Below are 21315 nucleotides of genomic sequence, written 5' to 3'. Positions count from 1 at the left end.
TCGAGGGGAGTCTCGAAAATGACCTACAGGAGCTTCGTGCTGGGAGCGGCGTCGCTGATGGCCGGCTTCCTGGTTTCCGGCCAGGCCCATGCCCAGAGCATGACCCAGCCCATGCCGATGTCGACACAACCGGCCCCGTCCGCTGCCCCGGCGCCGGCGCCGGCCGTCGCGACCGATTGCAGCGGCATCCAGAAGACCCTGGCCGAGCGCAAGGCGCTCGTCGGCCGGGCGAATGCCGCCTCGACCTCGAAGAAGAAGATGACCCCCGGTGAGGCATGCAGCCTGTTCGGCCGGCTCGTCTCGAACGGCAATGAGGGATTGAAGTGGATCGCCGCCAACAAGGAATGGTGCTCGATCCCCGAATCGTTCGCTGAGGGCTTCAAGGCCGATCACACCAAGGTCACGGGCATCCGCACTCAGATCTGCGGTGTGGCCGCTCAGGCGGCGAAGATGGAAGCGCAGGCCCGCGCCCAGGCCCAGAACGGCGGTGGCGGCGGGCTCCTCGGCGGGCCGGGCCTCAGCGGCTCGTTCAAGCTTCCGCAGGGCGCCCTCTGAGCACGCCGCCTCCGGCCAAAGGGGCCACCTTCCGAGACGGGCGCCCCGCCGATGCGGTCGCGGGGCATTGGGTGGATCGTCACGCTCCCCTCGCGTGGCGCCCCTACCTGCGCCTCGCCCGGATCGACCGGCCCATCGGCTGGTGGCTCCTTCTGCTCCCCTGCTGGTGGTCGGCCGCGCTGGCGGCCATCGCCGCCGATTGGACCTTCCCCGATCCGGTCGATTGCGTGCTCTTCCTGATCGGCGCCATCGCGATGCGCGGGGCCGGCTCGACCTACAACGACATCGCCGACCGCGACCTCGATGCGAAGGTCGAGCGGACACGCCTGCGCCCCCTCCCCTCGGGCCAGATCCGCGTCCGACAAGCGGCCCTGTTCCTGCTGGCGCAGGCACTGGTGGGATTCGCGGTGCTGGTGCAATTCAACGGCACGGCGATCATCGTCGGGCTGTGCTCGCTGCTGCCAGTGGCGATCTATCCGTTCATGAAGCGGATCATGTCCCTGCCCCAGCTCATCCTCGGCTTCGCCTTCGGGTGGGGCGCGCTGATGGGCTGGGCCGCCGTGTTCGCGTGGCTCGATGCCACGCCGCTGCTGCTCTATGCCGGCTCCGTGGCGTGGATCGTCGGCTACGACACGATCTACGCGGTGCAGGACATCGAGGACGACGAGATCGCCGGCATCCGCTCGTCGGCGCGGCTGTTCGGCCGGCGGCTGAAGGGCGCGGTGGGGCTGTGCTACGGGCTGGCTGCGATCTTCGTGGCGCTGGCCGCGTGGCGGGCGGGCGCGGGGCCGGTCGGCTTCCTGGGCGTCGCCGCGTTTGCCGGGCATCTCGCGTGGCAGGTCGGGCGTCTACAGGAGCGGGACGGAGCCGGGGCACTCCGGCTGTTCCGGTCGAACCGGGATGCGGGGCTGATCCTCTTCGCGGGGCTCACGGCCGACGCGCTGATCCGAGGCCTGTCCTAGGCCGATTCCCTCTTACGAGCGGGCGATGATCTCGGCCTCGCCGCGGAAGATCTGCGGCCGGGCCGGCAGGCGCCCGGTCTTGCGGCGGGCGAGGAAGCGCGGGCGGCGGGCGCCGAGCCCGGCATGGCGACGGCGGATGCGGATCTTGCCGAGCATCACCCGGCCGACCTGCTGCGACACCGGCACCAGCACCCCGTCCTCGCGGACGATCATGCGCACCAGACCCGCCCGCGTGCAGAGGTCGCGCCAAGTGGCCACGACATCTTCTTCCGCGAAGGGGCCGAGGCGCTGGAGCGTCTTGCCATCGGCATCCACGAGGATGAGGTGGAAGCAATCCTCGCCGCTGATCTCGGACTCGTCCTCGGCATAGGCGAGCGCCGCGCCGAATGCGGCACGGGCGCACGGCACGCGACCGATCAGCGGCAGAGGCGAGGCCGCGAAGGCGGGCATCGCCTGGATCGGGTCGTGGCTGTGGTCACGCATATCCATCGTTCGAGCCTCAGCGCCTCAGGGCGATTCGAGCAAGTGGCGAACCGAGCCGGTCCGTCCGTTATGCGCAGCAAAATCGCATCGACACCCCTCGATACGCCTTAAGAGCTTCAGTTAAGCGATTCTGGACGAGGACTTCACTGGTAGAATGCTCAATGCTTCCTTGAATGCTCAATGTTTTCTTGCTTCGACGCTTCAACATCGATTCATCATACTGACCACCTCCCCGCGCTGGGGGCGGCATGGCCGCGCTTGTGGCGGTGGGGCATGAAGTCTAGAACGGAGAGAAGGATCGTCCTTGATCTTTCCCCGATCGAAGAATTCGGCGTCCGTCGCCATCCGCGCGACTTTATCCGCGCTGTCGCCGGCACGTCCTACGCAGGACCAGAATGTCGAAGCCCTTTACCGACGCGAGCGTGGCAGAGCTGATGCCCGAACTGCGCACGGTGATGCGCGAGGCGGCGTCCATCGCCAAGCCGTACTTCCGCAAGGGGCAGCAGACGACGGCGCGGATCTGGTCGAAGTCGGGCGGCTCACCGGTCACGGAGGCCGACGTCGCCGTCGATACCTTCCTGAAGATTCGCCTCAGCGAGATGGTGCCGCAGGCGGCATGGCTCTCCGAGGAGACGGCGGACGATCCCGCCCGGCTTGGGCGGGACCTAGTCTGGATCGTCGACCCCATCGACGGCACCCGCGCGTTCCTGTCGGGACATCCCGACTGGTCGATCGCGGTGGCGCTGCTTCATGCGGGCGAGCCGGTGATCGGCTTCGTCCATGCGCCGGCGCTCGGCGTCGCCTACGAGGCGGTGCGCGGCCAGGGCGCGTTTCGCGATGAGCAGAAGATCGTCGTCGACCCGCGCGAGAGCCTGCGCGCCGCGCGCATCACCGGTCCGAAGCCGATGCTCGATCGGCTGACGCGGGGCGCCGGAGCGGACTCCGACTTCGTGCGCATCGACCGCATCCCGTCCCTGGCCTTGCGGCTGGTACGGGTGGCCGAAGGCTCGGTCGATGTGGGGATGATCTCGTCGGACGCGCGGGATTGGGATCTCGCGGCAGCCGATCTCGTCTTGCGGGAGGCCGGCGGCAGCGTGTGCAGCCTGCGGGGCGAGGGCGCGGTCTATAACCGCGCCGATCCCGTCCACGGCGAACTTGTCGCCCTTCCCAACGCCTTGCGCGATCCGGTGATCGCGGCCTGGGGCGCCTGAGGCGCCCCCACCGTCAGGCGGCGATCATCTCCCGCAGCGAAACCGCGGTCGGCGCGAGGCCGAGACGGTCGGCGAGATGCCAGTGCAGCTCGCGGGAGGAATGGTAGTTGTAGGAGCGGTCGATCAGGTGGCTCATGTCACGGCCGGTCTTGCCGGCATCGGCGAGGCGGCCGACCTTGAAGGTGGGCGCATCGGTGACGGGGGAGCGGACGCTGCGGCGCCGCGTGAACTCGAACTGCATTCTCGTATCTGCTTTTCTTATCTGGACCGGCGCGTCCCTGCGCATCCGGCGTCGTTTCTCATTATGGGTGTTGCGCTGTCCCGGACGCCTCTGCGCCCGGGACGGCTGTCGATTGGGGCCGTTCAGGGTGCCCCGTCAGTCTGGCCTCGGATCACGCGGCCTGAAGGTTGCTGGCGGCGTCCTTGCCGCTGCGCTTGTCTTGCAGGATCTCGTAAGAAATCCGTTGGCCCTCGACCAGGTTGCGCATTCCGGCGCGCTCGACTGCGGAAATGTGGACGAAGATGTCCTTGCCGCCATCATCGGGCTGGATGAAACCATAACCCTTGGTCTCGTTGAACCACTTTACAGTGCCGGTATTCACGTAGTGTACCTCGTTCGTCCATAGATCGTGCGCGCGGCCGCATGGCCACGAGTTGCACGACGGTCTGTCTGGTGTTTTCCAGAGCGGCGGGGCGCGAGACGCTGAACCTTTCGCGTGAGCGTCGGTCTCGACAGAAGTGCCCCCCAGGTACGTAGATAGGCTGACCCTGCGGCGGCAACAAGGCATCACCATCGTCGCAAGGGCAGGCCGCAGGCTCCGCGCCCCCGGCGGCCCCTGTGATTTCCCGATCTGGCGGTGCATATAGAACAGAGGGAACAGCCTCTTACGGCTGAGACATGGCCCAGTTTCGCACCGGCGTCGTCGGGCGCACTGGGCGCAGCAAAATGGCTTCCGGGCGGTATATGGCAGGCATCTCGGTCTCGCTGGATGGCGCGAACATCCAACTTTCCTTCCAGAAGGACGATCAAGCCACGGCCGTGGTGATGGACGCCCGCGCCGCCCGCGCCTTGATGCGCGCCGTGGGCCAATTGCTGACGGCCATCGACGAAACCGACGAAGGCGACGACCCCGAATCCACCGATCCGATGGGAGACGACATCGCGATGCTCGACGTGACCTCGGCGGCGATCGAGGTCGGCACCGACGAGGACGGGCAGGCGGTCGTGGCGTTCCAGGCGGGCGCCCTGCCCCCGTTCCAGCTGCGCCTGACGGACGAAGAGGCCCGTCACGTGGCGACGAGCCTCTCCGAGATCCTCAACGCTCCCCGGGACGTCCGCGCCTCGCATGGCGGGCACTGACGCCCCGTCGCCTTCTACATCCGCGTGCCGGGATCGGTCGGTGTCCCCGGGAAGACGTCCGGCTCGGAGCCGGGTCCGCCGGGCTCGCCGATGCCGGGGTCATTGACCGGGTAGGGCGTGCGCGGGCCGGTCGGGCCGATATCCGGCTCCTGTTCGGGCGTCGGCGGGGGCGGCGGCAGATCGCCGGGGGTCGGATCGGGGATGCCTGGATTGGCCATGATCGGTGTCTCCTGACGCGTCCGGGTTCACGGGGCCAACGGGTCCGGCACGGGCTTGTTCCGGGCGGAATCCCCGCTCGCCAATGGGGCGAACTGCCCCAATCGGTGAGGGAACAGGCAAGCGGTCAGGCGGTTGGGCGGGCAGCTCCACGATTGGGAGATGCCCCATGACCGACATCAAGCAAGCCAAGATCCTCATCATCGCCACGGACGGTTTCGAGGAGACCGAACTCACCGTGCCGCAGGCCAAACTCTCCGAGGCCGGCGCTCAGGTCACCATCGCCGCGCCGAAGTCGCGCCAGAGCGAGGGCACCATCCGTAGTTGGGACAAGACCGACTGGGGCAAGGACGTGAAGGTCGATGCCGACATCGAGAGCCTCGACGCCTCCGGCTTCGACGCCCTCGTCCTGCCGGGCGGCCAGATCAACCCCGACAAGCTGCGCCTCGAGCCGAAGGCCCTGGAGATCATCAAGGGCTTCCTGACGAGCGGAAAGGTCGTGGCCGCGATCTGCCATGGCCCGTGGCTGCTGATCGAGGCCGGGGCGGTGAAGGGCCGCGACCTGACCTCGTTCCCGTCGATCAAGACCGACGTGATCAACGCGGGCGGCAACTGGCACGACAAGGAGGTCGTGACCGATCAGGGCATCATCACCAGCCGCAAGCCCGACGACCTCGATGCCTTCTGCAAGAAGATCATCGAGGAAATCGGCGAGGGCAACCACGGCCAGCGCCAGCTCGCCGCCTGATCCGCCTCATGTGCCGCGCGTGACTTCGAGCACGGCGGCGGATCGGAGGGGGCGGCCGTACTCGTCGCTCCCTTCGATGGTGATCCGGTGCGCGCCCGGCGGCAGATCCGCCGGGAGCCGCGCCGTCCAGATATGGCTCGACGGAATCGCCTGGACCCAGGACTTCTTGGTGTCGGGGTAGCGTGCGAAGAGTTCGGTCACGAACGGGTCCGGCCGGCGGGTGCGCACCATCGGCTGCGGCTCCTGGGTGCCGATCCGGTAGGAGAGCACGGTCTTCGGCCCGCCGTCGAAGACGTTCACCACCAGGGTGCTGTCGGCGAGGGCGTCCTGGAGGATCGGCGGCCGCAGGGCTTCCATCGGCCGCGTCGCGCGCACGACCTCCGGCGCGCCCACGCGGATCTGGCTCTCGAAGGCGATGCGCATGGCGCCGTCCGGCTCGCCCTGCGCCGGGACGTAACGCGTCGTGTAGTCGGTGCCGCGCACCGAGAGCACGTGAAACCCGTTCGGCGTACCGTCGCGGCTGTCGGCCGAGGGAATGCCGGTGCGGGTGTCCGGCCCGCTCCACCACGAGCCCGAGACGGCGGTCATCACGTGATGATGCAGCCCCTCCGCGAGGTAATGGTGCTCCGTCGTGTGGGTGTGGCCGCAGATCGCCAGGACCTTGCGCCCGCGCAGGATGTCGAGCAGCGCCGCGCGGTCGGCGGTCTCGTTCTGCTTGCCGCCGGGCGGCGCGTCCGTGTGCAGCGGGATATGAGTCGCGAGCACGATGAGCGTGTCCGCCGGCACCTCCGCCAGGAGGTTGCGCAGCAGGGCGAGGTTTCGCTCGCCGATCCGCCCCTCATAGGTGTTGGCGCCGATCGGGACCGGCGGCCCGAGCCAGACCACGTTGTCGAGCAGCACGAACAGCGCCCGCCCGTGCTGGAACGCGAAGGACGGGGCGCCGAACACGCGCTTCCACGTCTCGCGGCTGTAGCGGGCATCGGGCGCCTGCATGTTGAGGTCGTGATTGCCCGGCAGATTGTACCAGGGAATGCCGATGCGCCCGACGATGGAATTCGACCGCCCGTAGAGGGACAGGTCGTCGAACAGCACGTCGCCGGTGGTGATGCCGAACGCCGCCGGGATCGACATCGCCCGCGCGACCGCCGTGTCGCGGACGTGATCCAGCTCGCGCCGCGTCTCCGGCTGCGGATCGGTGAAGAGCAGGACGTCGAAATCCTCCGGCTCGTCCTGCTTCGTCAGGGTAAAGTCGATGGCGGCGGGGAGCGGCCCGGTCGGATCGACGCCCCGGTAGCGCAGGCCGATCTCCTTCGGCGTGCCCTCGGGCTGGTGGAGATAGCTGTGGCGGACGACGTTGTCGCCATCGCGCGGCAGGACGTAGCCCGGCGGCTTGATGACGAAGACCGCGCCGTCGCCCGGCATCGGCAGCCGGTAGCGGCCTTGGGCATCGGTGCGCACCACCTCCTGCCCGTTGGAGACGAGAACGTTCGGCAGCGGCGCGCGGGCGCTGCCGTCGAGGCCGAACACCGTGCCGGTGGCGTCCTTCGCCTCGGCGGCTGCGGCGCTTCCGGCTGCGATCGTCAGGGCAGCGGCGCCCGCAAGGGTCTCGCGGCGGGTCAGCGGCGGCATGGGCGGCTCCATTCAAGCCCGGCCGATGCAACAGATTTCAGCGACCGGCGCATGACAGCGGCGCGCCCTACGAAAAAGGCCCGCGCCTCGGGAAGCGCGGGCCTTCGGATCACGGTGTGGGATCGGACTCAGTTGGCGTCTTCGTCGCCCGGCTCGAAGGTCTGCGGCATGGTCGACTCGGCGCTCGCCACCGGGGTCGGGGCGGTGATCGTCGAGGGCACGTTCACGCCGTCACGCTTGTAGATGTCGTCGCGGAACTGCACCACGCCGTCCGGGGTCGCCCAGGCGGTGATGTAGGTCCAGTAGACCGGCACCGGCTGCGTGAGGGTGGCATCGACGCGCTTGCCGCTTTCGATGGCCTGCTCGACCTGCTCGCGGCCCCAGCCGGGCGTGTCCTTCAGGAGCCACGTGATGTACTCGCGCACGTTCTGAACGCGCACGCAGCCTGAGGAGATGAAGCGGAAATCGTCGCCGAACACGCCCTTGGTGTTCGTGTCGTGCATGAACACGCCGTAGGGGTTCGGGATGTTGATGCGGACGATGCCCATCGAGTTGAAGTCGGCGCCCGAATCCTGCCGGTAGGTGTAGCGGGTGCCCTCGTCGGAGTTCCAGTTCACCGCCTTCGGCGAGATCTCCTGGCCGTTCGACAGGATGCGGATCCGGTTGTCCGTGAGGTAGTTCGGATCCTTCTGCATCTTCGGGATCAGGTCCTTCTTCACGATGGAAGCCGGGACCGTCCAGGTCGGGTTGAAATTGATCTGCGTCGCCTTGGTGTTCATGATCGGCGATTGCCGGTCGATCTTGCCGACGCCGGCCGCGTGCAGGGTGACGATGCGGCCGTCCTCGACGGTCTGCACCAGAGCCGCCGGGATGTTGGTGATGACGAAGCGGCGGCCGAGGTCGCCCGAGTAGGAGCGCAGGCGCAGCACGTTGGTCTCGAGCTGGCGCAGGCGGATCTCGGCGGGCACGTTCATGGCCTGCTCGGTCGCCGCGCTCATCGCGCCGGTCTGGCTCAGGCCATGGCGGGCCTGGAAGCGCTTCACGCCGGCCGCGACGTAGGAATCGTACACGCCGGTGTTGGCGGAGGCCGGGTCGAGATCGCCGGTGACGATCAGGCGCTGGCGGACGGCGGCCACGGCCGGGCCCTTCGAGCCGATGCGCAGGCGCTCGGCGCCGTTCACCGGGCGCCAGCCGCCGCGCGAGACGATCTCGCGGTACTTCTCGGCCATCTGCTCGGTGGCCGCGACGGTCTGCGGCGAGAGGATCGGCACCGTCTCGCGCTGGACCTGCATGGCGGCCGGGGCCGCGTAATCCTGCGCCCATTCGGCCTGGGCGTAGCCGGCCTGGTCGCGCGCCGAAGCCGCCATCGCAGCGCCGACGAAACTCGTGCTCAGCGCGAGGCCGAGCACGGCCGTGGTGCGGACGCTGGTGTACCGGTGATGTGCCTGTCTGCGCATGTGTCGCTGGCTCTGGTCCGGATGTCGTTTGGCCCGGGCGGCCCCGGAAGGAATAGGCCGCACCGTGTCGTGATGGCGTTTAACACTCCCTATCGAAGGGGCCGGAATGTGGCATCGCCGTGCGCCGCCGCACGTGAGGCGACGCTTGAAGCCGCCTGCGGCCTGCGCGCCACAGTCGATTGCGCCAATTCTCCCCCCGGAAGACAGTCCACAGGGGCGGCGCCCCGGAGAGATGCGTGCCGGATCGGGGATCGTTCAAATTTGTCGGCGGAATCGGCGATCGGCGGTTCTGGCGGTTTAAGGTTAACCAGAGGTCAACTTCGCAACGCCGCGCCCGAGGCGCTAGGATTGCCCCGCCACCGCAGAATCCGCTGGGCGATGGTCCGGCCTGGGACAGACGGGGCCGCTCTGCGGCACAGGAGGCAGGATGAACGGTTACGACGTCACGTTTCGGGACAACCGGGACTGGGTGGAGTTCGGCGCCAGCTACGTTCACTCGGACGCGTTCAAGGCCCTGTTCCGCGATGGCATGGCTCTCGTGGAGGAGACGGCGGGCTATCTCGACGGCGATGGGCGGGACGAATCGCGCCTCGTCTCCCGGGACGCGACCCTGAGCTACGCCGCCGAGAGCATGCGGCTGACGACGCTTCTGATGCAGATCGCCTCGTGGCTCCTCGTTCAGCGCGCCGTGGCCGAGGGCGAGATGACCCCCGCCCAGGCGACGGAAGAGAAACACCGGGTGAAGCTCGGCGTGACGGAGCCGCCGAAGGCCGAGGCGTTCGCGCTCCTGCCGATGCGCCTGCAGCAGCTGATCCTGCGCACGCGGCGCCTGCACTCGCGGATCCTGCACCTCGACGCGCTGATCACCGAGGACCGGCCGACGCCCCGCCCGGTGGCCAGCCCGGTCGCCGCGCAGCAGGGGCTGCTCCACGCCGTGTTCGGCCGGCGGGAGGGCTGAGCTAAGCCATCCCCTCGATGGCGACATGCAAATGTTGCGGCCCGCGCAGGGCCGCACCGGACCAGTATGGCGGCGGGTCCTCCACGAGGCGCGGGCTCTTCAGCCGCCGCGTCAGCGCGGTCAGAGCCGATTCGGCCTCGAACCGCGCGAGCGGTGCGCCGACGCAGTAATGCAGCGACCCGCCGAAGCCGAGATGGCGGGTGCCGACGCGATCCGGGTCGAACCTGTCGGGATCGGGAAACACCGACGCGTCCCGGTTGCCGGCGGCGAGCAGCAGCACGAGGTCCGCGCCCTCGGGGATCGTGACCCCGGCGATGTCGATGGGGCTCAGCGTCGTGCGGGTCCGGAATTGCACCGGGGGCTCGTAGCGCAGCAATTCCTCGATCACGCGCGGCGCCCGCGACGGGTCGGCCTTCAGCTTCTCGAACTCGTCCGGGTGGCGCAGCAGGGTGAGGAGGCCGTTGGTGATGAGATTCACCGTGGTCTCGTGCCCGGCCACCAGCATCAGCACCGAGGTGGCGATCAGGTCGTAATCGCCCATCTTCACGCCTTCGGGCGTCACCTCGTTGGCGAGCCCGGAGAGCATGTCGTCCTTCGGGTGGCGGCGCTTGTCCTTGATGAGACCGGCCATGTAATCGGCGATGGCGTCGAAGGTCCGGCTGTTCTCCGCGCGGTTCTCGTCGTCCGCGAGGCTGTCGGGCTCCAGGGCTGTCGCGAGCTGCGTCGCCCAGGAATGGAATTGCGCCTCGTCCTCGCGGGGCACGCCGAACAATTCGCAGATCACCGTCACCGGCAGGGGATAGGCGAGGTCGTCCACCGCGTCGAAGCGGTGCGCGTCGCGCTTGGCGTCCAGCAACTCCTCGACCAGCCGGTCGGAGCGCGCGCGCATCCCCTGCACCCGCTTGCGCGTGAACTGGTGCATCACCGCCGCGCGCAGAGCGTCGTGGTCGGGCGGGTCGCGGAAGATGAAGGGCCGGTGCTGGTCGGTGATCCGGTCCCGTATCGGCTTGATCAGGTAGTCCTTGACCGGATTGCCGGTCTTCGGCCGGTCGGCCGGCGGCAGGGTCTCGGAACTCACCCTCGGATCGCCGAGAAGGCTCGCGATGGCGCCGTGGGTGGAGGCCACCCAGGTGCCCTCGGCCGAGCCATCATCCTGGTGCGAGACCGGGTTCTGCCGCAGCTTGGCGTAGATCGGGTACGGATTCGCCCTGTTGGCGAAATCCTTCACCTGCTTGAGGAGAGTGTCGTCGGCCATTCTGTCGGCTCCGTTGCCGGTCTGTCAGGCGAAACCCGGATCCTGGATCTCGAGCGCGCGCAGGGGACGGTCGGTGGCCGTCTCGGTCGGGGGAAAGGGCGCGGCGGTGGCGACCTTCTCGGCATAGATCGGGAGCCAGCGGGCGCTGTCGACGGCGAGCGCCGCGATGCAGCGCCCGGCCCGCCCGTAGACGGCCACGAAGCGGCGCTCGGCTGGGTCGCCTTGGACGATGGCGACCGCGTCGGCGCCGTCCGTGAGACCCGCCGACTTCACCACCATGTCGCCCTGCGTCGACCAGAAGTTCGGCACCGCCGCGTAGGGTGCGGCGGGTTCGAGCCCCGCGAGCAGCCGCCCGGCATATTCGGCCTGTGCGACCGCATGGCCCCAATGCTCCAGCGCGACCCGCCGCCCGCCGTAGAGCGGGTGGGGAAAGCGCGCGACATCGCCCGCCGCCGTGATGGCGCGGTCGGGGCGGCTCTGATCGTCGAGGACATAGCCGTGCTCGTCGCAATCGAGCCCGCCGGGATCGGCCGACAGGCCGGACCCCTCGAGCCATTCGATGTTGCGCACAGCCCCGAGGGCGACGACCACCACGTCCGCCTTCAGACGCTTGCCGTCGGCGAGGCGCGCGCCGGTGACGCGGCCGTCCTTGTGTTCGAGATGATCGACCTTGCTGCCGAAGCGCATCTCGACGCCCGCCTTGCGATGCACCTCGCCGATCATCCCACCCACGGTGGTGCCGAGCGCCCGCGAGAGCGTGGTGGCGGCGGGATCGACGAGGCTGACATTCAGGTCGAGTTCGCGGCAGACGGCGGCGACCTCGCAGCCGATGAAGCCGGCGCCGATCACGACGACGCGCTTCGGCCGCGCGGCCAGAACCTCGCGCAGCGCGGCGGAATCATCGCGGGTGCGGATGGTGAAGACGTTGTCGAGCCGAGCCTCGTCCTCATGCACCCAGGGTCGAGCCCGCGTGCCGGTGGCGATGAGTAGCCGGTCGTACGGAAGGCTGTCGCCGTCCGTGAGGTGGATCCTGCGCGCGTTCCTATCGAGCGAACGGGCGCCGACGCCGAGACGCCACGTCACGTCCTCCCCAAGGTCGGAGGGCAACCGGCTCGCATCCGCCGCCACCTGCCCGAGCAGGACATGCTTCGACAGGGGCGGCCGGTCATAGGGTTGGTGCGGCTCGTCGCCGACGATGGTGAGCTGGCCGCGATAGCCCGACGCGCGCAACGCTTCGGCCCCGCGCAGGCCCGCGAGCCCGGCCCCGACCACGACGATGCGTTCCGGCGGAGGGAGGTCGGTCATGTCAGGACTGGCTGTCTTCGACGCGGATCGCCTGGACCGGACAGGCCAGGCGGGCACGCTCGATGTCGAGCCGGTCGGCCGCCGAGGGGGCCGGGTCGTAGAACAGGGCTTCCCGCCCGTCGATGCGGAAGTGTCGCGGCGCCGCGTAGCAGCACTGCGCATAGGCCTGGCAGAGATTGAGATCGACGCTGACCCGCAGAGGGGACGCGTTGCGGGAAGTGTCCGATGGCATCGGCTCGCAAACCACGCTCGCGGGTCGGGGTTCCGTGGAAGCTCTTCGCAACGCATCGAAAAAACCCGAACACCCGGTGCCGCCACCGAGAGTGCGCCGAAACAGCGCAATAATCGCCAATCGGCTGAATTAACTCATTTCCATCTTCGATAGCGTTTTGTGTTGTAGAAGTTTGTCGCTCATTGCGCCGCGCCATATCTCGAATCGTGTGGTTGCTGTATAGTCATTGGCAATCCTGCACCGCGTTCGCGGCAGCACCGTTTCGGGAGGTCCCCATGCCGCACGGCGTGCGTAGCAGCCTCGTCGCCGCTCTTCTCTGCACCGGTTTCGCCGCTCACGCGGCCGGCGGCTCGACCTGGACCGATCCGCCGGCCCGACAGCCGGAGGCGGCCAAGCCCGCGCCCCAGGCCGCCGTGCCTGCGACGCCAGCCGCCGCGTCGCAGCCGGAACGGAAGGAAGCGCGGGTCAAGCACCGAAAGGCCGAGGCCCCCCGCAGGGTCGCCGTGCGGCACCGTCACGTCCGCGTCGTGCACGCAGAACCGCCGCGCGTCGCATACCGGCGCGGCCCCCGGATCGTCGCGATGGAGCCGCCGCGCCCGGTGTCCCGCCCGACCATGTACCGCACCTACAGCGAGGCCGGTTTTCCGCCCTCGTACGAGGACCAGCGCCTCGACCGGCTCAGCACGGCCGTGGGTTCGGGCTACCTCGTGATGCGCAGGCGCACCGTCGAATACCCGGACGGGCGGGTGATCCGCTTCTACCGGCCCGTCGAGGAAGACGGGATGGAGTGAGGCACAAGCCTCACTGTGAGGTGCGGAGCGTCACCGCCGAGGGGCCGGTGAAGCGGTCGCCGAGCAGAGCGCCATCGGGCACCTCCCGCGCGAAGCGGGTGGTGACGCGGGAGGGTCCCTCCACCGCCAGGGCCGGCGCGACGGCCTGCGGCTTCGCGGTCGCCACGCGCACAGGCACATCGCGCTTGGCGGGAGCGGCCACCGGCCCCATCGCGACAGCCTCGAACAGCGAACGAAGCTGCGCCTTTGCATCCGCATCCGGCCCGACGAGGGTCGCGTGCGGGGTCGGTGCGGGTGCCGCGGGGATCGCGGCGCGCAACCGCACCGCCATGCCGCCATCGAGGGAGGCGAGTTGCACCGGGCGCGGCGGCGGCAGCGGCATGGTGATCGCGGCGGCGGCGATGATGGCGGACTCGCTCGGCCGGCGCGGCGGCAGCGGCGCCGTGACGGCGGGAAGCCCGGCCTCAGCCACGGGCACGGTGCGCTCGGCGGTCAGCATGGATTTCGCGTCGGCTTTCGGCGTGACGGCAGGCGCCGCGTAGGCCAGGACCGCCTTTGCCGCGCTCGTATCGTCGGCATCGGCGCTGGCGACGGCCACGACCGGAGCCGCCTTGCCGCGGCGCGACGCGATCGCCGGCACGGGCGGTGCGACCGGCTCCGGCTTCGCGCCGCCGAACAGGCCGGCCAGGAAGCTCATCAGGCTCGGGCCGTCCTCGTCCTCGCCGCTGGCAAGCTGCGTGGTGATGCCGGCCACCGTGCCACCGCGCGCCAGGATCTCGGCCTTCGCCTCCTCGTAGCGGGCCATTGGGTGGCCGTCGGCGGGCAGGTGGACGGTCTTCCCGTCCGGGAACAGGCGGGCCAGCTGGTCATGCGTCATGCGCGGCCAGGACCGCACCGAGCCGACATCCATGTGAATGAAGGGTGTGTTGGCGCGCGGATACCAGCCCACGCCTCCGCGCGACATCAGGAATCCGACCTCGCGGATCCGGTCGATCGGCACGTCGGGCAGGTAGAAATCCATCGCCTTGCCGAGCATGTGCTGGCTGTACTCGGCGACGGACTTCGAGCGCCGCCGGAGCATGGCGTTGGTGCCGGGCGAGCGATAGGCCGAGACGATGTTGATCGGTTGGCTGGAGCCGACCTGCCGGTAGGCCTCCCACACCGTGTCGAACAGGCGCGGGTCCATCTTGGTGGGTTCGTTGATGCGCCAATCGCGCAGCAGCCAGTTCAACTGGTCGAGGGCCGCGCGATCATAGCGCCCGTCCCGCTTGAAGGTGACGGTCAGGCTCTCTTGCGTGTGCGTGTGGTAGATCGTCAGCGTGCGGGTATCGCCGTTCGCGACCGCGTTCTCCGTCTCCACCGTGCCGGCGACCATCGCCGCGACGACACTCGACGCGGCGACGAGCCATCGGCGGATGACACGGGTGGAGACGCGACTGGTCGGCACGGCACTCTCCTCCCGGAGCCCGCCCAGAGCGGGACGATCCGTGGCCGTGCCTGAAGCGGGTCCGCGCGGCCATCACAGCCGTACGGCTAAGCCTGGACAATGGCGAAATCGTGCCCTGCCGTGCGGGGCCGCACGCCCCGCTGGGGAGAACCGCCCTCGCCTACCAGAAAGAGCGCGAGACCGGCGCGGGGGCCGGGGTCCAGAGACCCGGCTCGCCGTAGTCCGGACGCCCGCCGCGACCGGCGCGGGGCGAGTCGAAGGCATCCATCTCCGGCTGAGCGTAGCGGCGCGGATGCGGGCGGCTGTGCGAGACGTGGCGCGTCGGCGGCGCTTGGCGGGACACGCTCTCGGCCACCTTGCGCGCCGGCTCCTTCGGCAGCTTCGCGATGGCCGGGCCACCGCCTCCCGGAAGGCCGAGGGCGGCGCGCATCGGCGCGTCGTAGCCGTAAAGATCGGGCGCGTGGCGCAGGGAGCCCAATTCGTCCACCCAGGTGGTGAAATAGGCGATGTGGACCGGCAGCTTCTGCGGCAGGCGGAGCGTCCGCTCGCCCTTGCCGATGAGCTTCTTCAGGCGCTCCTCGCTCCAATCCGGCAGCACGGTGTCGGCGAAGCGGAACGGATCGTCCACGCGCACGCAGCCATGGCTGAAGGCCCGCGTCGAGGCCGAGAACAGGGAGCGGTTCGGCGTGTCGTGCAGGTACACCGCGTGCTGGTTCGGGAACATGAACTTGATGAAGCCGAGGGCATTCTTCTCCCCCGGCGGCTGCCGCAGGGAGATGTGGCCGCCCCGGCGCACGATCTCATACCCGCCCCAGGTCTTGCCGCCGTAGCTCGCGAGCTTGGGCGCCATGGTCTTCAGGATCGAGGGCGGCACGTACCAGGACGGATTGACGACGGCGTATTCCATCATCCCCGAGAAGATCGGGGTGGGCGATTCCGGCTTGCCGACGATCACGCGGGTCTCGTCGCGCAGCTTGCCGTCGCGAAAGATGCGCAGGCGGAATTCCGGCACGTTCACCAGAACGTAATCCGGCCCGAGGGTCGGCGGCAGCCAACGCCACCGCTCCATGTTCACCAGAAGCTCGGCCTCGTCCCCGCCCCTGGCCGGACGGCCGGCATTGGCGAGGGCCAGGAGCGTGCGCTTGTTCAGCACGCCGTCCCCCGGCAGGCCACGCTCGCGCTGGAACTTCGCCACCGCGTCCGCGACGGTGGAATCGTAGAGGTCGGGCTCGCCTACTCGGCTGTCCAGGCCGAAATGGGTCCGCAGGGCGGGCACGCGCGGGTCGCGCATTCCCGTTCTCAGGGTTGGCCCCGGCGGCAGGGTGAGCGGCTTCGCCTCCGGCCCCTTCGGGCCGCGCAGGCTCGCGAGCTGCGCCTTGAGGGCGCGGTAGCCCTCGGTGGCCGGGTTGAAGGCGGCGAGTCCATTGTCGGCCTGCGTTCCGGCCTCGGAGAGCTTGGTCAGCACCGCGTCGGCGGCCGGCAGGTCGAGGGTCGGCGTGATCAGGCGCGAGATCGAGGACGGGTTGATCCGCCCGCCCCGCGCGTCCCGCGCATAGAGGACAGCCGCCGCCGAGAGGCGCAGGTCGGCCTCCGCGACGGCCTTGTCGTCGGGCTTTTCACCCAGGGTCGGGACGGGATAGGCGCGCGGATCGAGCCCATCCTCGTCGGCCGCGCCGAGACGCGCGGCGAGGGCCTTGCCGGCCGGCGTCCAGGCGCCGTCCGCGATCCAGACGGGCTTGTCGGCGCGGGCGTCGTAGAAGGTCTTGATCGCCGCGCGTTCCTTCACCCCCAGCCGGGCGAGGAGCGGGGCGGATTCGTTCAGCCGCGCGAAAACGGCGGCCGGAAGCGGTTCGGTCGGCGCGGTGGGGGCGGCGGCCGTGGGCGCCGGAGCGGGCATGCTCTCGGGGGTGGGCTCCGGCGGCTTGTAGTCGGAGACCGGATTGGCCGGCGCGTCCTTGCCCTCCTCGGCCTTCGGCTCGGGGGTGGCCGCCACGGCGGGCTTGGCCGCCGCATCGACCGAGGTGGGGCTCGGCTCCGGCGAGGCGGCACGGCCCGGCCCAGCGGCCATCAGCCCGGCGAGGAGGGCGGCCAGCGCGACCGGGTTGGAGCGCGGGACGCGCATCGGATTCTCCACCGGCGGCCGAACTGCCGCAACCCAACGGGTAGCTGTATCCCCTTAAGCCAAGCTTTAAGCAACGGCGCCCGCGCGAAAAGCATCCAGCTTGAGGTTGTCGGGGTCCGGCCACATGCCGGGATCCGATGAAACTTGCTACCGGAATGCGGCGAAGATCGGGGCCACCGCGTCGGCGACAGCGGTGAAGTCTGCGGCCGGCGCGAAGATACTGTTCGGGCAGCGGCGTGCGATTGCGCACGCCGTCGCGGCTCAGACCGGACGGGCGAGCCCGGCGGCGTCCAGGGCCTTCCCCTGACGCTCCATCAGCGCCTCGGTCGAGAAATGCTCGATCTCGGCCTCGAACAGCTGGTGATAGTTCAGCTCGGACCGCAGGTGCAGGAACACCGCGCCGAGGCCCACCGCCGCCCGGTCCATGAAGACGAATTCCTGCGGCACCGTCACGGGCCCGCGCTCCTTCAGCGCCTGATGAACCTGGAAGGCCTGTCGCCGCCCATATTCGCCGGGCTTCACCCCGTCGGCAACGGTGCGGACCCGATCCTCCAGCAGCGGCCCATAGATGAAGCGCGCCCAGATATTGAGAATCTCGATCTTCTCGCGATCGAGATCGCGGAAGCCCCAGACCTCGTAGGCATGGACGATGCGCGCCTCGTCGTTCTCGAGCAGACCGCGATACAGATCGACCACGCCGCCGACGAAGCGCGGATGGAAGATGCGCACGCAGCCATAATCGAGCAGGTTGATGCCCGCCGGCTCGTCGCCGTCGCGGAAGATGGTGTAGTTGCCGAGGTGGGGATCGCCGTGGATCACCGCCGCGCGGCTGAACGGGTGCCACCACGCCTTGAACATCGCCTGGGCGATGCGGTTGCGGATCTCCACCGAACCCTCGGTAAAGCCGAGGATCTTCTCGCCGTCGAGCCAGCCGAGGCTGAGCAGTCGTCCAGTCGAGAGCTCCGGGAACACCGCTGGTACACGCACGGCGTCGATATCCTTGAGCACGGCGCCGTAGAGCGTCGCGTGCTTGGCCTCGCGCTCGTAATCCAGTTCCTCGCGCACCCGCTCGCCGATCTCCTTGGCGATCTCGCGGGTGTCGAGCCACGAATTCATCCGGCGATGCAGGGCGAAGGCGACCTCGAGTTGCTTGAGGTCCGCTTCCACGGCCGATTGCATATCCGGGTATTGCAGCTTGCAGGCGAGTTTCTGGCCATCCTTTGTGGTGGCGCGGTGGACCTGCCCCAGCGACGCGGCGGCGGCGGGCTTCAGGTCGAAGCTGCCGAAGCGGTTGGACCAATCCGGCCCGAGTTCGGCCTGCATCCGGCGCTTCACGAAGGCCGCGCCCATTGGGGGCGCATCGGCCTGGAGCTTCTGCAACTCGGCCGCGTATTCCGGCGGCAGCAGATCGGGCACGGTGGCGAGAAGCTGCGCCACCTTCATGATCGGCCCCTTCAGGCCGCCCAGGGCCTCCGCGAGGGCGGCGGCGTTGGTGGAGCCTTCCTTCCCGAACAGGCGCGACATGGCCATGCGCGCGGCGACGCCGCCGACATTGGCGCCGACGCTGGCGTAGCGCCCGGCGCGGGCGGTGAAGCGATTGGCTTCGCGGTCTCTGTAGGAACTCGGCATCGGCTGGCGGATCTCGTCTGCGTTTGACGACGAGATAAGCCTCGCGCCCACCCGCAGAAAGGCACCGGGACGCCGTAACGCGGGCGCTAGTCTTTCGGCCAGTTGTCCCGGATCCAGCGCGTGAGGCCCGCTTCGTCGATTTCGCCCGCGGCGAGGCTATGAATTCCTGCAACAACCTCCGCCGCTGATGGCGTACAAGGATCAGACTGACGAGTGGCCTAATCTGCGGCAGGAGCGCTTTGCAATCCTGTTGCCTTCAAGGCAACTTGCGCTCTGTTTTTCGAAACTGGATCGTGAAGCGATAGTTGTAGCGACCCATCGACGTTCAGGCCGACGTACACATGATCGCCATGCGATACATTCAGGCGATTCACGAGCTCGTCCGGCAATATCAAAGCGAGCGAGCTTTCGATCTTTCTTAACTCGGCCTTCACGACACACTCCGTGATTCGCATTGTCACAGAGTACAACGTTTGGTCAAAGCCGTTCTAGCAACGAAAACGGGCGGCCCCGAAGGACCGCCCGCTCGCAGAACAATCGTATGTCGAAGGCGCCTTAGCGGCGCGCGCCGAGGTTGCCGAAGCGCGAGGTGAAGCGCGAGACGCGGCCGCCGCGATCGAGCATCTTCTGCTCGCCGCCGGTCCAGGCCGGGTGGGTCAGCGGGTCGATGTCGAGGTTCAGGGTGTCGCCGGCCGCGCCCCAGGTCGAGCGGGTCTGGTATTCGGTGCCGTCCGTCATCACCACCTTGATGAAATGGTAATCGGGGTGCTCCGTCGGCGCCGAAGAGCGCTTCACCTTCTCGACGCTCTTGCCCGGGGCAATCGCCGGGGCCTTGTTCACCGGTGCCTTCGCCATGACTCGTGATCCCTATTGTTCTCGCAGCCGGCGGGAGGCACGAAGGGCGCCGCCCGACCCGGATGCCACTTTAAAACGGGTCTACGCAGTTGCGTCGAACGGGGAGTTCATGGCAACCGCGCGTCGGAAGCCGACCGGGTGACGGCCCGCGGCCATTGAACACACGCAATCGGATAAGGCGCGGCGTATACCCCAGCCGTCCTGCCGGAACAAGCGTCAGGGAGCGAACGATGAGGCGTGATGGCCCGCAAAGGTAGAGCCGCCGAAGGCACCGCCGGTCCGGCGCGGCCGAAGGCGCCGATCACGGCGCTGCGCCCGCTCATTCCGTTCGCTCTGCGCTACCGCGCCCGCATCGCGCTGGGCCTCGTGGCGCTCGCCTGCGCCTCCGCGTCCACGCTCGTCGTGCCCATCGCCATGCGGCGGGTGATCGATCACGGCTTCACGGAAGACGGCAGCGGCGTCATCAATGCCTACTTCCTCGCCTTGCTCGGCGTGGTGCTGTGCTTCGCCCTGTCGAGCGCGGCGCGGGTCTACACGGTCGTCACGCTGGGCGAACGGGTGGTGGCCGACCTGCGCTCGGCGGTCTTCGCCCGGCTGACGATTCTCGACCCCGCCTTCTTCGACAAGGCGCAATCCGGCGAGATCGTCTCGCGGCTCACCGCCGACGCGACGCAGATCAAATCGGCCTTCGGCGTGTCGATCTCGATCCTGTTGCGCAACCTGTTCCTGTTCGTCGGCGCCATCACGATGATGGTCATCACGAGCCCGAGCCTGTCGGTGATGGTGCTCGCGGCGATCCCGGTGATCGTCTTCCCGCTCATCTTCTCGGGGCGTGGCGTGCGGCGGCGCTCCCGCGCCGCGCAGGACCGGCTGGCCGATGCCTCGGCCTATGCGGCGGAGGCCGTCGGCGCCGTGCGCACCATGCAGGCCTTCGGGCGCTCGGCCGAGACGGCGGCGCGCTTCCGAGCGGCCTCCGAGGAAGCCTACGGTGCGGCGCAGGCGTCGATCCGCGCGCGGGCCATCCTGACCGGCGTTGCGATCTTCCTGATCTCGGCCTCCGTCGTCGGCGTGATGTGGTACGGCGCCCAAGGAGTGCTGGCCCATACGATGACAGGCGGCCAGCTCTCGCAATTCGTGCTCTACGCGGTGTTCGGCGCCGGGGCGCTCGGCCAGCTCTCCGAGGTGTATGGCGACCTCGCCATGTCCGCGGGCGCCGCCGAGCGGCTCACCGAAATCCTCGCCGCGGAACCGGCGGTGAAGGCCCCCGTATCTGCCCTGCCGCTGCCGGATCCGGCGCGCGGCGCGGTAGAGTTCGACGCGGTGCGCTTCGCCTACCCGACGCGGCCGGGCCACCTCGCCCTCGACGGGTTGAGCTTCGTCGCGGCGCCGGGGGAGCGGATCGCCCTCGTCGGTCCGTCCGGGGCCGGCAAGTCGACGGTGCTGCAGCTGCTCCTGCGCTTCTACGATCCGCAGGGCGGACAGGTTCGGGTCGATGGGCTCGACATCACGGCGGTCGATCCGGAGACCCTGCGCGCCCGCATCGCCCTGGTGCCGCAGGACCCGGTGGTGTTCTCGGGCACCGTGGCGGAGAACATCCGCTACGGCCGCGCCAAGGCCACCGACGCGGACGTGCGCCGCGCGGCGGAACTCGCCAACGCCCACGCCTTCATCGAAGCCCTGCCGCAGGGCTACGACACGCAGGTGGGCGAGCGCGGCGTGACCCTTTCCGGCGGCCAGCGGCAGCGCGTCGCCATCGCCCGCGCGATCCTGAAGGACGCGCCGATCCTGCTCCTCGACGAGGCGACCTCGGCGCTGGATGCCGAATCGGAGCGGGCCGTCCAGGCGGCGCTGGGCACGCTGATGCGCGGGCGCACGACCATCGTGATCGCCCACCGCCTCGCGACGATCCGCGCGGCCGACCGCATCCTCGTCATCGATGACGGGCGGATCGTGGAATCGGGAACGCACGAGAGCCTGCTCGCCTACGGCGCGCTCTACGCTCAGCTGGCGAGCCTGCAATTCACCGACGCCCTCGACGAGACGGCGCGGGGGATGGAATCGGGCCGTAACCGGACCGTCCCGTCCGAGGCGGCGCAGTAA

At 69.1% G+C, this 21315-nt stretch carries 22 protein-coding genes and 1 pseudogene; 8 read left to right on the top strand and 15 right to left on the bottom strand.

The features are described 5' to 3' along the window. Window positions 1-18: 18 nt before the first annotated feature. Window positions 19-555 carry a hypothetical protein gene (locus tag ACS5Q7_RS08285; RefSeq protein WP_478338846.1) on the top strand — a complete coding sequence of 179 codons (537 nt, stop codon included), beginning with the start codon at window positions 19-21 and terminating at the stop codon, window positions 553-555. Next, window positions 552-1517, top strand: coding sequence for a 4-hydroxybenzoate octaprenyltransferase (gene ubiA / locus ACS5Q7_RS08280; RefSeq protein WP_478338970.1), 966 nt, complete (start codon window positions 552-554; stop codon window positions 1515-1517). The genes ACS5Q7_RS08285 and ubiA overlap by 4 nt, the downstream gene beginning before the upstream one ends. A 12-nt stretch (window positions 1518-1529) precedes the next feature. Here ubiA and ACS5Q7_RS08275 read toward each other — a convergent pair whose 3' ends face one another. Continuing rightward, window positions 1530-2006, bottom strand: coding sequence for a DUF6101 family protein (locus tag ACS5Q7_RS08275; RefSeq protein ID WP_478338845.1), 477 nt, complete (start codon window positions 2004-2006; stop codon window positions 1530-1532). 389 nt (window positions 2007-2395) lie between these two features. On the opposite strand from ACS5Q7_RS08275, the gene ACS5Q7_RS08270 reads away from it, so the two are divergent. After that, complete coding sequence (locus ACS5Q7_RS08270) at window positions 2396-3211, top strand: 3'(2'),5'-bisphosphate nucleotidase CysQ (protein WP_478338844.1); 816 nt, start codon at window positions 2396-2398, stop codon at window positions 3209-3211. 13 nt (window positions 3212-3224) lie between these two features. Here ACS5Q7_RS08270 and ACS5Q7_RS08265 read toward each other — a convergent pair whose 3' ends face one another. Both ACS5Q7_RS08265 and ACS5Q7_RS08260 read right to left on the bottom strand, forming a co-directional pair. After that, window positions 3225-3452 (bottom strand): AsnC family transcriptional regulator, encoded by a 228-nt coding sequence (locus tag ACS5Q7_RS08265; RefSeq protein WP_478338843.1) that lies wholly within the window; start codon window positions 3450-3452, stop codon window positions 3225-3227. A gap of 151 nt (window positions 3453-3603) precedes the next feature. Next, complete coding sequence (locus tag ACS5Q7_RS08260; protein WP_243958359.1) at window positions 3604-3813, bottom strand: cold-shock protein; 210 nt, start codon at window positions 3811-3813, stop codon at window positions 3604-3606. 362 nt (window positions 3814-4175) lie between these two features. On the opposite strand from ACS5Q7_RS08260, the gene ACS5Q7_RS08255 reads away from it, so the two are divergent. Beyond that, entirely contained in the window at window positions 4176-4571 is a 396-nt protein-coding gene (locus tag ACS5Q7_RS08255) for a hypothetical protein (protein WP_478338842.1), read from the top strand. Between the two features lie 14 nt (window positions 4572-4585). Here ACS5Q7_RS08255 and ACS5Q7_RS08250 read toward each other — a convergent pair whose 3' ends face one another. Then, complete coding sequence (locus ACS5Q7_RS08250) at window positions 4586-4789, bottom strand: hypothetical protein (protein ID WP_478338841.1); 204 nt, start codon at window positions 4787-4789, stop codon at window positions 4586-4588. A gap of 167 nt (window positions 4790-4956) precedes the next feature. Here ACS5Q7_RS08250 and ACS5Q7_RS08245 point away from each other — a divergent pair, with 167 nt between their 5' ends. After that, window positions 4957-5535, top strand: coding sequence for a type 1 glutamine amidotransferase domain-containing protein (locus ACS5Q7_RS08245; protein WP_478338840.1), 579 nt, complete (start codon window positions 4957-4959; stop codon window positions 5533-5535). Between the two features lie 6 nt (window positions 5536-5541). Here ACS5Q7_RS08245 and ACS5Q7_RS08240 read toward each other — a convergent pair whose 3' ends face one another. Next, window positions 5542-7164, bottom strand: coding sequence for a calcineurin-like phosphoesterase C-terminal domain-containing protein (locus ACS5Q7_RS08240; RefSeq protein WP_478338839.1), 1623 nt, complete (start codon window positions 7162-7164; stop codon window positions 5542-5544). A 128-nt stretch (window positions 7165-7292) separates the two neighbouring features. Beyond that, window positions 7293-8531: a L,D-transpeptidase family protein gene (locus ACS5Q7_RS08235; protein WP_478338969.1), complete on the bottom strand. Its 1239-nt coding sequence runs from the start codon at window positions 8529-8531 to the stop codon at window positions 7293-7295. A gap of 517 nt (window positions 8532-9048) precedes the next feature. Here ACS5Q7_RS08235 and rcdA point away from each other — a divergent pair. Continuing rightward, complete coding sequence (gene rcdA / locus ACS5Q7_RS08230) at window positions 9049-9579, top strand: protease adaptor protein RcdA (protein WP_478338838.1); 531 nt, start codon at window positions 9049-9051, stop codon at window positions 9577-9579. A 1-nt stretch (window position 9580) separates the two neighbouring features. On the opposite strand, the gene ACS5Q7_RS08225 is transcribed toward rcdA, so the two are convergent. From ACS5Q7_RS08225 to ACS5Q7_RS08215, 3 genes are read right to left on the bottom strand one after another with little or no spacing between them, the layout of a single operon-like run. After that, window positions 9581-10834, bottom strand: a complete 1254-nt coding sequence (locus ACS5Q7_RS08225) for a cytochrome P450 (RefSeq protein ID WP_478338837.1) — start codon at window positions 10832-10834, stop codon at window positions 9581-9583. 24 nt (window positions 10835-10858) lie between these two features. Continuing rightward, entirely contained in the window at window positions 10859-12139 is a 1281-nt protein-coding gene (locus tag ACS5Q7_RS08220) for an NAD(P)/FAD-dependent oxidoreductase (RefSeq protein ID WP_478338836.1), read from the bottom strand. A gap of 1 nt (window position 12140) precedes the next feature. Then, window positions 12141-12371: a ferredoxin gene (locus ACS5Q7_RS08215; RefSeq protein WP_478338835.1), complete on the bottom strand. Its 231-nt coding sequence runs from the start codon at window positions 12369-12371 to the stop codon at window positions 12141-12143. Window positions 12372-12646: 275 nt separating this feature from the next. Here ACS5Q7_RS08215 and ACS5Q7_RS08210 point away from each other — a divergent pair, with 275 nt between their 5' ends. Next, entirely contained in the window at window positions 12647-13162 is a 516-nt protein-coding gene (locus ACS5Q7_RS08210; protein WP_478338834.1) for a hypothetical protein, read from the top strand. A 10-nt stretch (window positions 13163-13172) separates the two neighbouring features. Here ACS5Q7_RS08210 and ACS5Q7_RS08205 read toward each other — a convergent pair whose 3' ends face one another. The 6 genes and pseudogenes from ACS5Q7_RS08205 to rpmE form a co-directional block, all read right to left on the bottom strand. Next, window positions 13173-14609 carry a peptidoglycan L,D-endopeptidase MepK gene (locus ACS5Q7_RS08205; RefSeq protein ID WP_478338833.1) on the bottom strand — a complete coding sequence of 479 codons (1437 nt, stop codon included), beginning with the start codon at window positions 14607-14609 and terminating at the stop codon, window positions 13173-13175. Window positions 14610-14769: 160 nt separating this feature from the next. Then, a complete protein-coding gene (locus ACS5Q7_RS08200; RefSeq protein WP_478338832.1) occupies window positions 14770-16731 on the bottom strand; it encodes a L,D-transpeptidase family protein in 1962 nt (653 codons plus the stop codon). A 261-nt stretch (window positions 16732-16992) separates the two neighbouring features. After that, window positions 16993-18360: an ABC1 kinase family protein gene (locus tag ACS5Q7_RS08195; protein ID WP_478338831.1), complete on the bottom strand. Its 1368-nt coding sequence runs from the start codon at window positions 18358-18360 to the stop codon at window positions 16993-16995. Window positions 18361-18446: 86 nt separating this feature from the next. Beyond that, window positions 18447-18542: pseudogene (locus ACS5Q7_RS08190) on the bottom strand (type II toxin-antitoxin system death-on-curing family toxin); the annotation flags it as partial. 36 nt (window positions 18543-18578) lie between these two features. Continuing rightward, window positions 18579-18794 (bottom strand): AbrB/MazE/SpoVT family DNA-binding domain-containing protein, encoded by a 216-nt coding sequence (locus tag ACS5Q7_RS08185; protein WP_478338830.1) that lies wholly within the window; start codon window positions 18792-18794, stop codon window positions 18579-18581. Window positions 18795-18915: 121 nt separating this feature from the next. Then, the gene (gene rpmE, locus ACS5Q7_RS08180; RefSeq protein ID WP_478338968.1) at window positions 18916-19155 is read right to left on the bottom strand and encodes a 50S ribosomal protein L31; all 240 of its coding nucleotides are present in this window, start codon (window positions 19153-19155) and stop codon (window positions 18916-18918) included. A gap of 300 nt (window positions 19156-19455) precedes the next feature. On the opposite strand from rpmE, the gene ACS5Q7_RS08175 reads away from it, so the two are divergent. Then, window positions 19456-21315 carry an ABC transporter transmembrane domain-containing protein gene (locus ACS5Q7_RS08175; protein WP_478338829.1) on the top strand — a complete coding sequence of 620 codons (1860 nt, stop codon included), beginning with the start codon at window positions 19456-19458 and terminating at the stop codon, window positions 21313-21315.

The sequence above is a fragment of the Methylobacterium sp. Gmos3 genome (assembly GCF_056430985.1).
The sequence above is the reverse complement of the archived record's forward strand: the minus strand, read 5'-3'. Positions and strand labels throughout refer to the sequence as shown.

What these genes read in the sequence shown, in the direction of transcription:
- ACS5Q7_RS08255 (WP_478338842.1), top strand. Translation starts at nt 4,176, where the DNA reads ATGGCAGGCATCTCGGTCTCGCTGGATGGCGCGAACATCCAACTTTCC.
- ACS5Q7_RS08240 (WP_478338839.1), bottom strand. Translation starts at nt 7,164, where the DNA reads ATGCCGCCGCTGACCCGCCGCGAGACCCTTGCGGGCGCCGCTGCCCTG.
- ACS5Q7_RS08285 (WP_478338846.1), top strand. Translation starts at nt 19, where the DNA reads ATGACCTACAGGAGCTTCGTGCTGGGAGCGGCGTCGCTGATGGCCGGC.
- ACS5Q7_RS08235 (WP_478338969.1), bottom strand. Translation starts at nt 8,531, where the DNA reads ATGGCGGCTTCGGCGCGCGACCAGGCCGGCTACGCCCAGGCCGAATGG.
- rcdA (WP_478338838.1), top strand. Translation starts at nt 9,049, where the DNA reads ATGAACGGTTACGACGTCACGTTTCGGGACAACCGGGACTGGGTGGAG.
- ACS5Q7_RS08245 (WP_478338840.1), top strand. Translation starts at nt 4,957, where the DNA reads ATGACCGACATCAAGCAAGCCAAGATCCTCATCATCGCCACGGACGGT.
- ACS5Q7_RS08215 (WP_478338835.1), bottom strand. Translation starts at nt 12,371, where the DNA reads ATGCCATCGGACACTTCCCGCAACGCGTCCCCTCTGCGGGTCAGCGTC.
- ACS5Q7_RS08200 (WP_478338832.1), bottom strand. Translation starts at nt 16,731, where the DNA reads ATGCGCGTCCCGCGCTCCAACCCGGTCGCGCTGGCCGCCCTCCTCGCC.
- ACS5Q7_RS08225 (WP_478338837.1), bottom strand. Translation starts at nt 10,834, where the DNA reads ATGGCCGACGACACTCTCCTCAAGCAGGTGAAGGATTTCGCCAACAGG.
- ACS5Q7_RS08270 (WP_478338844.1), top strand. Translation starts at nt 2,396, where the DNA reads ATGTCGAAGCCCTTTACCGACGCGAGCGTGGCAGAGCTGATGCCCGAA.
- ACS5Q7_RS08265 (WP_478338843.1), bottom strand. Translation starts at nt 3,452, where the DNA reads ATGCAGTTCGAGTTCACGCGGCGCCGCAGCGTCCGCTCCCCCGTCACC.
- ACS5Q7_RS08275 (WP_478338845.1), bottom strand. Translation starts at nt 2,006, where the DNA reads ATGGATATGCGTGACCACAGCCACGACCCGATCCAGGCGATGCCCGCC.
- ACS5Q7_RS08250 (WP_478338841.1), bottom strand. Translation starts at nt 4,789, where the DNA reads ATGGCCAATCCAGGCATCCCCGATCCGACCCCCGGCGATCTGCCGCCG.
- ACS5Q7_RS08175 (WP_478338829.1), top strand. Translation starts at nt 19,456, where the DNA reads ATGGCCCGCAAAGGTAGAGCCGCCGAAGGCACCGCCGGTCCGGCGCGG.
- ACS5Q7_RS08220 (WP_478338836.1), bottom strand. Translation starts at nt 12,139, where the DNA reads ATGACCGACCTCCCTCCGCCGGAACGCATCGTCGTGGTCGGGGCCGGG.
- ACS5Q7_RS08195 (WP_478338831.1), bottom strand. Translation starts at nt 18,360, where the DNA reads ATGCCGAGTTCCTACAGAGACCGCGAAGCCAATCGCTTCACCGCCCGC.
- ACS5Q7_RS08210 (WP_478338834.1), top strand. Translation starts at nt 12,647, where the DNA reads ATGCCGCACGGCGTGCGTAGCAGCCTCGTCGCCGCTCTTCTCTGCACC.